Here is a 13,410-nt window from a genome sequence, read left to right on the forward strand (position 1 = left end):
GCGCTCCGGAACGTCACACAGATTCGGTACTTCGTCTGTTCAGTACTTCGTGATGGGATCGCCGGTCCCGGTGGTGATCAACTGGGGCAGGCTCTTGGTGATGTAGAAGTTCCAGCCGCCGTAGCAGGCTTCGTAGCACTCCGACGCGGCGTCGAGCCCCACATGGGTGAAGTGGAGGGTGGTGCCCTCCGGGGTGGCGGTGAGGTCGAAGACGACGTCGGTGCCGGTCCATTCGTCCTGGTCGGCGATGAAGGTGAGCACCGAGTCCACGACGTGCCACACCATGCGCTCGCCGGGCACGGCCTCGGTGATGCGGAATCGGCAGTAGCGGATGCCGGTCTTGTCGCGGACGGTCTCACCCGCGTACGCACTGTCGTCGGTGAAGATGAATTCGTCGTGCGGTGCGGCGGTGTCGCCGATGATGTTCTCGTTCCACCAGCCGCGCACGTCGGTGATGGCCGCGTAGACCTCGGCGGGGGTCCGGTCGACGGACATGGTGGCGGTCAGGTGCTGATTGTTCGACATTGTCGTTCCTCTCCATCGGGTGGTTTCGCCCCACCGACGAAGCGCGATGCACGGAATCGACATCGCCGCGAGAATTTTCTCGAGAATCTTGTCGAGACGCCGACGCGCTGGTCAGAGCCCACGCAGGCGGTCGGTGAGGTAGCGGCGCTCGGCATCCGTCGGTGCCAATGTCAACGCTTCCTCGTACGCCGCGGCCGCCGCATCGGCCCGGCCGTGCCGGCGCAGCAGATCGGCTCGGGTCGCGGGCAGCAGGTAGTAGCCCGCCAGACGACCGGACGCGGCGAGGTCGTCGACCAGGGCGAGACCAGCCGGAATGCCCTCGGACATGGCCACCGCCACCGCGCGGTTGAGGTCGACCACGGGCGAGGGAGCCAGACGCGCCAACTCGCCGTAGAGCAGCGCGATCTGCGCCCAGTCCGTGGCCGCGGCATCGGGTGCGGTGGCATGGCAGGCGGCGATCGCGGCCTGCACCTGATACGGCCCCGGACGCCGCAGGGTCAGCGCCTCGTCCAGAATCGCCACGCCTTCCGCGATCAGCCCGCGGTCCCACTGGGACCGATCTTGATCCGCCAACGTGACCAGCATGCCCTCGGCGGTGCGCTGTTCCCGGCGTGCCTCGTGCAGCAGCATCAGCGCCAGCAGGCCGCGCGTCTCGGGCTCGGTGGGCAGCAGTCGAGCCAGCATCCGGGCGAGATGGATACCCTCGGCCGTGAGCCCGCGCCGTCCGTCCTCGTCGCCGTAGCCCTGGTTGAAGATCAGATAGAGCACCGCCAGCACCGCGGGCAGCCGGTGCGGCAGCAGCTCCGCGGGTGGCACCCGATACGGGATACCGGCCTCGACGATCTTGCGTTTGGCGCGCACCAGACGCTGCGCCATGGTGGTCTCGGCGGTCAGCAACGCCCGCGCGATCTCGGCCGTGCTCAGACCCGCCAGCGTCCGCAGGGTGAGTGCGACCCGGGCCGGAAACGGCAGCGCCGGATGACAACACGTGAAGATCAGCCGCAGCCGTTCGTCCGGAATGGCCGCCGTGGACGGCTCGACCGGGTCCCGGATCAGCACGGCGAGCTGGCGCAGCTTCCTGTTCGCGGCCGTATCGCGGCGCAGCCGGTCGGTCGCACGGTTGCGCGCCGTCGTGGTGAGCCAGGCACCCGGGCGCTGCGGCACGCCGTCCCGCTCCCACGCCACCAGCGCCGCCGCGAAAGCGTCCTGCGCGCAGTCCTCGGCCAGCTCCCAATCCCCCGTCGCCCCGATCAGGGTCGCGACCACCTGCCCCCACTCGTCCCGATACGCCGCCGACACGGCGTCCCGAATCTCCTGCGGCGCAGTCATTCCCACACTGGCCGGACTTCGACGCACCCCCGGCTCGCGTACGGGTGCCGCGCCGCGATCTCGATCGCCTCGTCCAGGTCCGCACACTCGATGATGTCGATACCGCCGATGAAGTCCTTGGTCTCCGCGAACGGCCCATCGGACACCAGCGTCTCCCCGCCTCGCACGCGCACCGTCGTAGCATCGGCCACCGGCCGCAACCGCGCACCGCCCAGATTGCCACCGCGCCGCTCGACCTCCGCCGAGTACTCCGCGAACGCCGGATCCGCCGCGATCTCCGCCATGCTCGGCACGATCGTCTCGTCGTCACAGATCAGCAGGACGTACTTCATGGTCCCCACTATGCCGGGTCGGCCGTTCGCGATCCACCGCCCGGCTGTCGGACATCCGCCGCGTTTCCGGGCCGGATGGCCGATCTCGCGCAGCCGGTAGCGGTTCCGTCAGTGCGTGGGCGATCCGACGCCCGATGTCCGTCAGCAGGGTGGCCGTCAGGTCGGGATCCGCGGCGGTATCAGCGGTCGTGTGCTCGGCGAGGGTGTGTACCGCCGCGAAACCGGCTGCGTCCCAGGCGGTTCGAGCCAGTGTGCTGCGCCCGGCCACGGCGACGACGGGAATCGGGCGTGCCCGACGCGCGATCACGGTCGGGAGCTTGCCGTGCGCGGATTGCCCGTCGAGGCTGCCCTCGCCGGTGATCACCAGGTCGCTGTCGGGTAACCGACGGTCGAAGCCGAGCAGGTCGAGAAAGAAGTCGGCGCCCGAGATCAGCTCCGCACCGAGGAGCGCAGCCGCGAATCCGATCCCACCGGCGCTGCCCGCACCGGGCGCGACGGCCGCGGATCGAACCGGCCCGGGCGAGCTGGCGGCGGCCAGCGCTTCGACCATATTTCGCAGTCCCGCGTCGAGGCGACCGATCTCGGTCGCAGTGGCCCCCTTTTGCGGTCCGTAGACCGCCGCCGCTCCGTTCGGACCGGTCAGTGGGTTGGTGACGTCGCAGGCAGCAAGCAATTCGACGCCACCGAGTTCGACCGCGCCACCGACCTCGGCGCGGGCGATGTCGCCCAGCGTGCGCCCGCACGGTCGCAGTGGATGCCCGGCGCGGTCGTACCAGCGCACGCCGAGCGCGGTGAGCAGTCCCATGCCACCGTCGATGCCCGCGCTGCCGCCGAGCGCGAGCACGATACGGCGAGGCCGGTGCCGCAGGGCCTGCCGCAGCGCCTGTCCGAAGCCGAGACTCGAGCTGTCCAGCGGGGCGAGGCGACGGCACGGGAGCGTCGCCAGCCCGCAGGTGCCCGCCACCTCGATGAGCGCCGTGTCACCGCGCAGCGCGATCCGCCCGCGCGTGGGTAACCCGGTGGCCCCGGCCACGGTGATCGGACGCGATCCGAAGCCGGCGGCGAGTGCGGCGTCGACGCTGCCGTCACCACCGTCGGCGAGCGGCAACTCGGTCGCCCGCAGGCCCGCGGCGCGCACCCCGGCCGCCAGGCATCGGCTCACCTCGGCAGCGGACAGGCTGCCCTTGAACTTGTCGGGCGCGACGAGAATATGCACGGCATCCTTTCCAGGGTCAGTGGATGACGCGGATCAGCCAGGCCGCCGAGATCACCGTGGACACCCCGCCGATGCGCGTGGAGATCTGCGCGAACGGCATCAGGTTCATGCGCTGCGAGGCGGACAGAATCGCCACGTCGCCGGTGCCGCCGAGTCCGCTGTGACACACGGTGACCAGTGACGCGTCGATCGGGTACATCGCGATCACGCGCCCGACCAGGAATCCGGTCGCGGCCATGGCCAGCACGACGGCCGCGCACGCGAGCACATAGCCCGGTGACAGCACACCCATGACACTGGCCAGCGGCAGGTACAGCATGCCGAGACCGACCATGGTCGGGTAGATGAAGTAGCGCGAGATGATGCCGTAGACGGCCCGCGCGTCGGTCTCCGCCACCGCGGGGAAGACACCGAACAGCTTGCACAGCACCGACAGGATGATCACCAGCACCGGCGCGGGCAGACGCACCACATGTTCCAGCAGTGTGGCGAAGACGAACAGGCCCGTGATGGTGAGTACGCCGAACGCGTAGTTCGGTTCGCGGTCGCTCACCTCCGGCGGTCGCGTCACCAATGCCGCGTCCGGAGACTTCACCAGCTGCCCACCGCCGTCCAGGGCCGGTCGGCGATCGCCGAGCCGCCGCAGCGCTCCCGCCGTGATGATCGCGACGATATTTCCGATGATCGCGGCCGGAACGAGTTCGGCCACATAGCTTCCCGGTTCACCGCCGAGCGCGGAGGCGTAGGCCGACGACAGCGGGATGACCCCTTCACCGATCCCGCCGCCGATGATCGGCACCACGATGTAGAACAGTGCGCGATGGAAGTCGTAGCCGAACGCCATCGCGGTGCCGAGCCCGGCGGCGACCGCGACCGCGGTACCGGCGATCAGGGGCGGGAAGATGCGCACCAGTCCACCGACCATCAGCTGTCGGCTCATTCCCAGGATGCTGCCGACCACCAGGGTGCTGATCACGAAGTACAGCCAGTTCGCCTGCTTCATCAGCACCGTCACCGCGTCGAGGGTGTTCTGTTCGAAAGCGCCCAGGTACACCAGGATCGACGGCCCCATCAGGCAGACGAGCGCTCCCCCGCCGATTCTGGAGATGATGGGCAGGCGATTGCCGAGCGGCCCGAGCAGGGTGCCGAGGCCCACGATCACCGCCAGTCCGCCGATCATGTTCTCCGGCACCGCGTCGAATACGCCCGCGACGAGTACGAGGGCGGTCAACGCCACCGGAACGAGCAGCGGCACTCCGTCCAGGCGCGGCAGACCGCGCCGCAAGGTCCGGCCGGTCCTTTCCGTCAGGCTCATGTCAACCCGCCGCGTGTTCGAGCTGTGCGCAGATCGCCTTGCCCAGCGATTCGGTGGTTCCGGTGCCACCCATATCCGGCGTCAGTGCGGTATGTCCCTGTGCCAGGACGGATTCCACCGCGGCCAGAACCGCGGCCGCGGCGGCGTGTTCGCCGAAGTGGTCGAGCATCATCGCGCCGCTCCAGATCTGGCCGACCGGGTTGGCGATGCCCAGCCCGGCGATATCGGGCGCGGAACCGTGCACCGGTTCGAACAGGCTGGGAAAACGGTTCTCCGGATTGATATTTCCACTCGGAGCGATACCGATGGTGCCCGTACAGGCCGGACCCAGATCGGAGAGGATGTCACCGAACAGGTTGCTCGCCACCACCACGTCGAACCAGTCCGGATGCAGCACGAAGTTCGCGGTGAGGATATCGATGTGGAACTTGTCGACCGCGACCTCCGGGAATTCGGCGGCGACAGCGGTGACGCGTTCGTCCCAGTACGGCATCGAGATGGAGATGCCATTGCTCTTGGTCGCCGAGGTCAGGTGCCTTCCCGGTCTGCGCTGGGCGAGTTCGAAGGCATAGCGCAGGATGCGGTCGACTCCGACGCGAGTCATCACGGTCTCCTGGACGACGGTCTCACGATCGGTGCCCTCGAAGATCCGGCCGCCGATGCTGGAGTACTCGCCCTCGGTGTTCTCGCGCACCACGTAGAAGTCGATCTCTCCCGGCACGCGCCCGGCCAGCGGGCTGGTGACGCCCGGCAGCAGGCGCACCGGGCGCAGACTCACGTACTGGTCGAAGTGGCGGCGGAATTGCAGCAGACTGCCCCACAGCGAAATGTGGTCGGGTACCACGTCCGGCCATCCGACCGCACCGAAGAAGATGGCGTCGAACCGCCGAAGTTCGTCGAACCAGCCGTCGGGCAACATTTTCCCGGTGGCCGTGTAATAGTCCGCATTCGCATAGTCGAAGTGCTCGAACTCGAGTCGGAAATCGAACTGGTGCGCCGCGGCACGTAGTACCCGAATTCCCTCCGGAACGACTTCCTTTCCGATGCCGTCACCGGGAATCGCCGCGATACGATAAATGTCACCCATCGTGGTGAATCTCCTTCACGCTGCCCACTTCCTACTATCTGTGGGGTGGATCACAACGGTAGGCTTCGATCTCTCGGCAACGAAAGCGCTGAACGCGCAAAAGACTCTTTCCGAATCGGAAACAAGGGAGGCCCGGTGCGCGGCGGACTCAGTGACGACATCCTGTTCTTCGACATCCTCGCCCGCTGTCGCAGCCTCACCGAGGCCGCGCGCGAGTTCGGCGTCTCGGTGTCCGCGGTGAGCAAACGCCTGGCCCAGATCGAGGCTCGGCTCGGCGTCGCCCTCATCCAACGATCCACCCGCCGACTGACTCTCACCCCCGAGGGCCGCCGCTACGCCGCCGGGGCCGCGGCGATCGCGGCACAGTTGGAAGAACTCGAGGATTCACTCTCCGAACAGCACGACGAATTACACGGACGCGTGCACCTCCGCTCCACCATCGGGCTCGGCCGGGCGCACATCGCCGCGCTGGTCGCCGAATTCGTCGCCGCCCATCCCGGGGTCCAGATCGATCTGGAGCTTTCCTCGGTGCCACTGAATATCGCTGGCACCGGATTCGATATCGATATCCATGTGGGCGCACTACATGATTCCCGGCTCACCGCGACCCGCCTGTGCCGCAATCGCCGCATCGTGTGCGCCGCACCCGACTACATACATCGATACGGCGCACCTGCCGAACTGTCCGAACTCGAGCGCCACAATTGCATAGTCCTGAAGGAGAACGACAGCGACTATGCGCTCTGGCGATTCGAGCCGGACGGGAAGGAGACCGGGATCCGCGTCGCGGGCAATCTCGTCAGCAATGACGGCGATGTCATCACCCGCTGGTGCCTCGAGGGGCGCGGCCTGATCATGCGTTCGCTGTGGCATGTGGCCCCGCTGCTGCGCCAAGGCGTGCTGACCCAGGTCCTGGCCGATATCCCGACACCCAGTGCCGATATCTACGCCGTCTTCGCCGCACCGCCCGCCCTCCCCCGACGCACCCGAGCCGTTATCGACCATCTGAAAAGCGGTCTGCGAGAACGCATCACGCTTCCGTAGCCCGCGGTCGAGGAGCAGGGATCGCCCCACCGGCGCACGCCGCGAACCGGCAGTCGTCCGGGTCGCAATCACGGTGCAGCGCAACCACCGTCGACTCTTCGTACGGCCGCACGGTCGACGGGTCCAGCCCGCAATCGGCCAGTTCGAGGTTGCGCGGTGCCTCGTAGGTGAAACCCATAGCGGCTCACCTGCGCTCATGCTTGCCGGTAACGCGATGCCTACCGTGCTCGACCGGCATCAGCACCCGATTGCGCCGCAACCGCCCGCAGCGAACCAGGATGGCCCGCGCCGCCGCCTTCGCCGCGCAGACGGTCACCGGATGCTCCCGGTGCAACGCCCACACCAGCCCGGCCTCCCGTTCGGTCCACCGGTCTTTCCCCGGTGCGGCACAGTCCTCGAACGATCTGTCCTCGACAACCAACATGATCAGCCTTCGCGTCTGGATGGAGGTGGGACCCCCGATGACCGGTACTGCCCGAACCCGAATCCTCTTCCGAGAGGGGCACACTCAGCACGATCCGAGCCGTGTTCGAGGGTTCGGAAGCTGGTCGGCGGGGTTCCCGGCCACCGGGGGTGGCTCCTTCCTACGCCCTCCGAGCGGCGTTTGGAAGATTTCATACTGCCAGTCGCAAGAATTTGTTCCACGATTCCAAAGCGACGCGCAGACTTGTTCCAAACTGCGACCACTTGCATAGTGAGGCTCAGGAAATGACTGGATCAACGGTGCCGCGCAGGATGCTCGGCCGCCAACTGAAGCGGCTGCGAGAGCAGTCCGGCGTATCCCCTTCAGCAGCAGCGAAAGCGATCGAGGTGTCCACACAGACGCTATGGCGCATGGAATCCGGTCAGCCGGGGCCGAAGCTCAAGGAGTTGTACATCGGGGTCCTCTGCCGAATGTACGGAGCGAGCAGCGAAGAGACACAAGCCCTGACCGGGCTGGTAGCCGAGGCGAAGAAGCCCGGGTGGTGGCACTCGTACAGTGACGCCATTCCAGCGCACTTCGACCTGTTCATCGGCATGGAGGAAGCAGCCAAGCGGCTGACAACTTTTCAGCTCACACTCGTGCCCGGGCTGATCCAGACTCCCGCATACCGACGTGCTGTGGCATGGATCGAACTCCCGAATCATCCGACGCCCGAGGTCGACCGACTCGTGGAGGTTCACGAGCGACGGCAGGCGAGGCTCCGGGACGATCGCGACCGGTTCAGCCTGGATGTCCTGCTCGCCGAATCCGCCTTGCACCACGAGGTGGGTGGTGCCGCGGTGATGGCCGGACAGCTTCGGCACCTCGCGGAGATCGGCAAGCTGACCAACGTTTCGGTGCGCGTGATACCCCAATCGGTCGGGAGCCACATCGGACTGATCACCGGATCGTTTGTGTTGCTGGAGTTTCCGCCGCATCCGACATCCCGGCTGACCGAGCCGCCCGTTGCCTACGTCCAGGGTTACACCGGTGCGCTGTACCTGGATCAACAGGCCGAGGTCGGTAAGTATCGTGACGCCGTTGCGCGGCTGGGGCAGGTAGCGTTGGATCGAGACAAGTCCAGGAGCCTGTTACTGGAGATGGCAAGGGAGTACGAGCAGCGTGAACGTTGATCTGTCCGGCGCAGCGTGGTTCAAGAGCACACGATCCGCAACCCAGGACACCTGCGTCGAGGCTGCACACCTGAGCGCTGGGCATGTAGGCGTCCGCGACAGCAAGAATCCCACCGGTCCGGCGCTGATCTTCACCCCCGACGCATGGGACGTCTTCGTATCCGGTGTGAGGAACGGGGAATTCGATCGGCCCTGAACGGCCGAGACAAGCATCGACTCGACCTACGACGCCCGCCCGAGCGGGTGTGGGACCACCCGCACCACGCCCGAGGGTCTCGGCCGCTGGTTCGGTTCCGAGCCGAGGTCGCGGAGCTGCACCCCGTCGGCCTCCGCCACATCGTCCGGCTCCCGGACGCCTGATCCACTCCACGGTGGCCGACAGTGACCCATCCCCGGCCGGTAGGCGAGGGCCGCGGCCCACCCGTCCCGGTCACGGGGATCAGCAGCGCCACCATCCCGCCGCAAGCAGGCGGAGGTGGACCGTGCTGGGGTGAACGCCGCGGTATCCGACCGCTCGCCAGCCGAATGGTCGACACCCGCGGTGTAATGCGGGGCCATTGGCGAATCGGCCGCTATCGTCAGCTGCGGCGCCGGGCAGGGGCGCGGGGCAGCTGAGAAGTCGCGCACTCGCCCGGTCACGGTGGACGGCCTGGCCGGTGCCGACGCTCCCGCACAGGATGGAGGCCCGGTTGCCGATATCGACCCGAATTATGGCCGAACGCTCGGCAATGACGACGACGCTGCACCAGCGCCCGACGGTTCCGGCCGAGTGCGAACGGCCACGGCACGACATCCCCACCGCCCTGCTGGCGCTCGCACTCCTCGCGGCGGCGGCGGTGCTGGTGTGGCACGTCTACGCCATTCCGATCGGCAATCCGTACTACGGCCTGTTCAGCAATGACGTCGACCGGTACGTCTACACCGCCGGTGGTGAGGCCATCCGTTACGGCGTGAGTCTCTACGACACGCCGGTTTTCTTCGATATGGAGTTCACCTATACGCCCTTCGCCGCGCTGTTGTTCGTGGTGTTCACACTGACCGCCCCGGCGGTGGCACAGGTGTTGTGGTGGGCAGCCATCATGGTCGCGCTGATCGCACTCGTCGCGGTCTGCCTGCGCGCGCTCGGTTACCGCGACACCGTGCGCACCTGGATTCTCGCGCTCGCGCTGGCGGTGGTGTGCACCGCGTTCGAACCGGTGCGTTCCACCATCTGGCTCGGGCAGATCAATATCTTCCTGGTGCTGCTGATCGTCTGGGATCTGACCCGCCCCGGCGGTGCCCGGCTGCGCGGTGCGGCCGTCGGCGTCGCGGCGGGCATCAAGCTCACCCCCGCGTTCTTCCTGGTATATCTCGCCTGCACCCGGCAGTGGCGCGCCTTCTGGACCGCGACGGCCGCCTTCGCCGCGACGATAGCCATCGGGTTCCTGGTCCGGCCCACCGATTCCACCACCTACTGGGGCAGGCAGTTCAACGCACCCGCCCGCGTCGGCCCGGTCGATTCACCGGCCAATCAGTCGGTCAACGGATTCCTCGCGCAACTGCTGCGCTTCTACGATGTCGATCGCTATGCCGTGCACGGCCCCACCTCGACGGTGTACGCCCCGCCGACCTGGATGTGGTTGACCGTGGCCGTTCCGCTGGTCCTGTTCGGACTCTACGCCGCGGTGCGCGCCTACCGATCGGGCCGAATCCTGCTGTCGGTCACCGTGGCCGGAATGACCGCGGCCTGCGCGTCACCGTTCTCCTGGGGACACCACTGGGTCTGGTTCGCCGTCCTGTTCGTCATCGTTCTGCACCATGCCCACACCGGTCGCACCCGCTACCGCTGGCTGCCGTGCGTGACTGTCCTTCTCGCCAGCTTCTGCTGGTGGTGGAACTACCCGGACCGTCCACCGCTCGAGGACGCACCCCACCCCATCGGCATCGGGCTGTTCATGCTGCCCCGCGACGACCTACCCGCCTGGTGGGCCCACATCGCCGTGCCCTTCTACTCGGGCTGCTACCTGCTGCTGTTCCTGGCGACGGCCGTATACGTCAACGGCCGTATACGTCATCCGGCACGTTCCCACCCACGCGCGGCGACCGCGGAACTCGCCCGCGGGGGGTTTCGATCACCGACCGCTCCGACCCGAAGGCTCACACTCGCTCGGGTGAACCGGTCAGCATCCATCCCACCGACCGGTCACTCCGAACCCAACCCCCGAACGTCAATCCCGGCCGTCGATGACTGCGGTCGGGGTGTGCTTGTGCGGGACACCCAGGCGGTGGAAGCCACGCAGGTCATAGGTGTGGGTGGCGACAGCCCCCAGGGCCACGCCGATGGCCAGACCCAGGACGGTCATCCAGAAGCCATGGGCCATACCGGATTCCAGCTTGCCGTCGAAGTAGAGCAGGGAGCGGACAGCCAAGAAGATCTGGTGCATGGGTTCGAAGGCGGCCAGATCGGCGATGAAGCGCGGGGTGGCTTCCACCGGCACGGTGCCGGAGGATGAGGGCAGGCCCAGGACCACGAAGACGATCATGTTGAGGACCAGGCCCGCGGTGCCGAAGGCGGCCAGCACCGCCAGCGCCGTCACCGCGACCGCCAGTACGGCGAGAGCGCCGTACAGGAAGATCGGCAACGGACGGTCGACCGGCATGTCCAGTAGCAGCGCCGCGCCGAGCAGTGCCCCGGATGCGAGGGGGGCGGTCAGGGCGGCGAGACCCCATTTGACGAGCAGGATGCGCCAGCGGCTCATCGGTAGCGGGGACCGGTGCAGATACCACGGACCGTACTCGGCCGGTGCGTAACCGTAGTGGGCATCGGTCATGGTGTGGATGATGACCGCGCCGATGAATCCGGCGAGCAGCAGCACCAGGGTGTAGAAGAAGGCCGACAGCCCGTGTCCCGCGCCGTCCGGCAGTGGGCGGTAGTCGGTGAACACCATCTCGATGGGCTGGTCCAGCAGCAGCCGCGAAGCGCCGCTGATCTCGGTCGGCGGTGCGCCCGGCGCAGGCCGCAACTTCTCCCCCACCAGATCGGTGAGCTGGGCGCCGACGGTGGCATTCACCTGGGTCAACGCGCGTTCGGCGATCATATTCGTGATCTGGGCAGCGAACGCGCCCGCGCGCTGGTTCACCAGCACGGTGATGATCGGCCGCTCCACGTCACCCGGCACCACCGCCGCCGCACCGAGGATCGCCAACCGCTTGGTGAAGTCGCTCGGAATGACGATGGCGCCGTAGATCTCCCCGGACCGCAGCTGCAGCTGCGCCTCGTTGATGCCGAGCAACCGCAGGTCGATCTGATCCGCGGGCACCGCGTCGACGATCCCCTCGGTGATCGAGTCGCCGACATTGGTCGGCGTTCCATCGAAGGTATCGCCGACGTCCTGATTCACCAGCGCGAGCGGAAAGTCGTGCAGATGCTTCTCCGGCGCGGAGGTGTAGCCGAGATACATGTAGCCGAACAGCGCCGCCAGCACGGTCACGATGGCGACGGGCGGCAGCAGTCCGCGCCGGGGCGGCGCGCTGTGGGCAGGGGGACGGCTATGCTCGGCCGCCGAGGTGTCTGCGTCGTTCGTCATGATGGCTGTCAATGTAGGCAGCGACTACAAAGTAGTCAATGTCAACATTGCCGAATGTGTCGGACATCCCGCTCTACCATGTCCATCCGTACCCCCTACCACCGCGCCCACGGCCCGGCCCACCCGCGTCGGCTCGATACCCGGACACGCACGAGCTCCGGGGTCCACGGATGTTCCTCACCCTCCGCGCGCGACTCACCGGACTCCACCTCCCGCGTCACCCGATACCCCCGGGGAAGATCGGCGAGCGACAGCAACACCGACTCCGCGGTCCGCCGATCAGCCTGCGCGCCCGCGTCCTATGCGGGTGCCTGCGGTGTCGAGCAGGCAAGGACTCCTGTCGAGATCGCACGAGCGGCGGCGGCCCGCCGCCATGGTCACGCGGTTGAGTGGTTGCGGGCATCCGATGCCGCCACTCCACGACACCGACGAGCATGGTCGCCAGCCCGAGCACGAGAAGGGTTAGGCCCCAACGGAATTCGACGTAGCGGTGGGGAAGTCCGAGCAGGTGTTGACGTACCCGGCGGCCCGGCGGCCCGGGCCGGTCGTTGTCCGCTATTCGTTGAGGCCACGAGTCACCCGGATCAACAGCTGTGCCGCAGCCGTGACCTGGTCATCGGACATGGCGAGCTGTCGCGTCTCCGGCCTGTCCCGTGAGTACTGCTGATTGATATCGAGATCGCCGATCCAGTGGCCGATATAGGTTTTGACGCTGAGATGGCCCGTTTCGCGCCTGTCGCTCAGTAGCACCGGTGCGCCGTAGCCGGGTTCCGGGTAGAGCTCGGTGAGATCGACATCGTCGGCCGAGCTGCCGGCCCGCTTCATGCTGACGAAGCCGGACAACTCCGAATCCGATTCGACTCGGCACACGACCAGCGGGGCCCCGTCCTCGGGCAGGGTGCGGTCGAGCGGCCAGTTCGAACGCTCGATACGTACCCCGACCGCTCCCAACCCGGCGAGGAAGTCCCGCACCGGCTCACACAACTCGCGCGAGGTATGCGCCCGCGTGGTGGTCGCCGCAGCCACCGTGCTCGTCGATGGCACCGTGGGCCGACCGATGTCCGGTGAGTCCGCGATGACCGAACATCCCAGCAGCCCCGGCGATACCGCCGCCATGACCAACAGCGCAGTGGAATACCGCACCCGCCCCCCTCAACCTCGACAACCGACACTCCCCGACCCGTAGTAGACCGGCCAGTACTGCATTTCACCACACACCCATCCCCACGGTCAGCGTGTGTTGATGGCGACGAGCGCGGGCCGGGCGCACAACTCGCCACCGACCCGTTGACTACCCCTGCACCCGTCAGCCCCGGCTCACCCGGGCTAGTCACCGTGGTCCACAATTGGGCCCACAAAACGCGAATGGTCGGAGGCGGGGAACCGCCTCCGACCTGGTC

The 13,410-nt window shown here is 67.3% G+C and carries 13 protein-coding genes and 1 pseudogene; 4 read left to right on the forward strand and 10 right to left on the reverse strand.

The features are described from left to right. Positions 1–39: 39 nt before the first annotated feature. From QK444_RS06275 to QK444_RS06300, 6 genes are all read right to left on the reverse strand, one after another. Positions 40–525, reverse strand: a complete 486-nt coding sequence (locus tag QK444_RS06275; RefSeq protein ID WP_282777985.1) for an SRPBCC domain-containing protein — start codon at positions 523–525, stop codon at positions 40–42. A 111-nt stretch (positions 526–636) separates the two neighbouring features. Next, entirely contained in the window at positions 637–1,854 is a 1,218-nt protein-coding gene (locus QK444_RS06280) for a sigma-70 family RNA polymerase sigma factor (protein ID WP_282777987.1), read from the reverse strand. Continuing rightward, entirely contained in the window at positions 1,851–2,186 is a 336-nt protein-coding gene (locus tag QK444_RS06285) for a YciI family protein (RefSeq protein WP_282777988.1), read from the reverse strand. Before QK444_RS06285 ends, QK444_RS06280 begins: the two co-directional genes overlap by 4 nt. Continuing rightward, positions 2,161–3,402 (reverse strand): glycerate kinase, encoded by a 1,242-nt coding sequence (locus QK444_RS06290; RefSeq protein ID WP_282777990.1) that lies wholly within the window; start codon positions 3,400–3,402, stop codon positions 2,161–2,163. The genes QK444_RS06285 and QK444_RS06290 overlap by 26 nt, the downstream gene beginning before the upstream one ends. A gap of 16 nt (positions 3,403–3,418) precedes the next feature. After that, the gene (locus QK444_RS06295) at positions 3,419–4,717 is read right to left on the reverse strand and encodes a 2-hydroxycarboxylate transporter family protein (protein WP_282777992.1); all 1,299 of its coding nucleotides are present in this window, start codon (positions 4,715–4,717) and stop codon (positions 3,419–3,421) included. 1 nt (position 4,718) lies between these two features. Then, on the reverse strand, positions 4,719–5,804 hold the full coding sequence (locus tag QK444_RS06300; RefSeq protein ID WP_282777994.1) for a tartrate dehydrogenase: 1,086 nt from the start codon (positions 5,802–5,804) through the stop codon (positions 4,719–4,721). A 135-nt stretch (positions 5,805–5,939) separates the two neighbouring features. On the opposite strand from QK444_RS06300, the gene QK444_RS06305 reads away from it, so the two are divergent. Beyond that, entirely contained in the window at positions 5,940–6,848 is a 909-nt protein-coding gene (locus QK444_RS06305) for a LysR family transcriptional regulator (RefSeq protein ID WP_282777996.1), read from the forward strand. On the opposite strand, the gene QK444_RS06310 is transcribed toward QK444_RS06305, so the two are convergent. Both QK444_RS06310 and QK444_RS06315 read right to left on the reverse strand, forming a co-directional pair. Beyond that, on the reverse strand, positions 6,835–7,026 hold the full coding sequence (locus QK444_RS06310; RefSeq protein WP_282777998.1) for a hypothetical protein: 192 nt from the start codon (positions 7,024–7,026) through the stop codon (positions 6,835–6,837). The genes QK444_RS06305 and QK444_RS06310 overlap by 14 nt on opposite strands. 6 nt (positions 7,027–7,032) lie before the next feature. Next, complete coding sequence (locus QK444_RS06315; RefSeq protein WP_039818700.1) at positions 7,033–7,272, reverse strand: hypothetical protein; 240 nt, start codon at positions 7,270–7,272, stop codon at positions 7,033–7,035. Positions 7,273–7,556: 284 nt separating this feature from the next. Here QK444_RS06315 and QK444_RS06320 point away from each other — a divergent pair, with 284 nt between their 5' ends. The 3 genes and pseudogenes from QK444_RS06320 to QK444_RS06330 form a co-directional block, all read left to right on the forward strand. After that, entirely contained in the window at positions 7,557–8,444 is an 888-nt protein-coding gene (locus QK444_RS06320) for a helix-turn-helix transcriptional regulator (protein ID WP_282778000.1), read from the forward strand. Further along, positions 8,434–8,640 (forward strand): DUF397 domain-containing protein, encoded by a 207-nt coding sequence (locus QK444_RS06325; RefSeq protein ID WP_282778003.1) that lies wholly within the window; start codon positions 8,434–8,436, stop codon positions 8,638–8,640. Before QK444_RS06320 ends, QK444_RS06325 begins: the two co-directional genes overlap by 11 nt. Before the next feature lie 787 nt (positions 8,641–9,427). Further along, positions 9,428–10,171 (forward strand): annotated as a pseudogene (locus QK444_RS06330) (glycosyltransferase 87 family protein); the annotation flags it as partial. Between the two features lie 480 nt (positions 10,172–10,651). On the opposite strand, the gene QK444_RS06335 reads toward QK444_RS06330, so the two are convergent. Both QK444_RS06335 and QK444_RS06340 read right to left on the reverse strand, forming a co-directional pair. Continuing rightward, positions 10,652–12,010: an ABC transporter permease gene (locus QK444_RS06335; protein ID WP_282778005.1), complete on the reverse strand. Its 1,359-nt coding sequence runs from the start codon at positions 12,008–12,010 to the stop codon at positions 10,652–10,654. 555 nt (positions 12,011–12,565) lie between these two features. Continuing rightward, positions 12,566–13,153 carry a hypothetical protein gene (locus QK444_RS06340; RefSeq protein WP_282778007.1) on the reverse strand — a complete coding sequence of 196 codons (588 nt, stop codon included), beginning with the start codon at positions 13,151–13,153 and terminating at the stop codon, positions 12,566–12,568. Between the last annotated feature and the right edge of the window lie 257 nt (positions 13,154–13,410).

The sequence above is a fragment of the Nocardia sp. CC201C genome, from assembly GCF_030010695.1.
Classification (GTDB): domain Bacteria; phylum Actinomycetota; class Actinomycetes; order Mycobacteriales; family Mycobacteriaceae; genus Nocardia; species Nocardia otitidiscaviarum.

Bases quoted from the DNA above. Each gene is read 5' to 3' on its own strand.
- QK444_RS06275 (WP_282777985.1), bottom strand. From the start codon at position 525: ATGTCGAACAATCAGCACCTGACCGCCACCATGTCCGTCGACCGGACC.
- QK444_RS06280 (WP_282777987.1), bottom strand. From the start codon at position 1,854: ATGACTGCGCCGCAGGAGATTCGGGACGCCGTGTCGGCGGCGTATCGG.
- QK444_RS06285 (WP_282777988.1), bottom strand. From the start codon at position 2,186: ATGAAGTACGTCCTGCTGATCTGTGACGACGAGACGATCGTGCCGAGC.
- QK444_RS06295 (WP_282777992.1), bottom strand. From the start codon at position 4,717: ATGAGCCTGACGGAAAGGACCGGCCGGACCTTGCGGCGCGGTCTGCCG.
- QK444_RS06300 (WP_282777994.1), bottom strand. From the start codon at position 5,804: ATGGGTGACATTTATCGTATCGCGGCGATTCCCGGTGACGGCATCGGA.
- QK444_RS06310 (WP_282777998.1), bottom strand. From the start codon at position 7,026: ATGGGTTTCACCTACGAGGCACCGCGCAACCTCGAACTGGCCGATTGC.
- QK444_RS06315 (WP_039818700.1), bottom strand. From the start codon at position 7,272: ATGTTGGTTGTCGAGGACAGATCGTTCGAGGACTGTGCCGCACCGGGG.
- QK444_RS06320 (WP_282778000.1), top strand. From the start codon at position 7,557: ATGACTGGATCAACGGTGCCGCGCAGGATGCTCGGCCGCCAACTGAAG.
- QK444_RS06335 (WP_282778005.1), bottom strand. From the start codon at position 12,010: ATGACGAACGACGCAGACACCTCGGCGGCCGAGCATAGCCGTCCCCCT.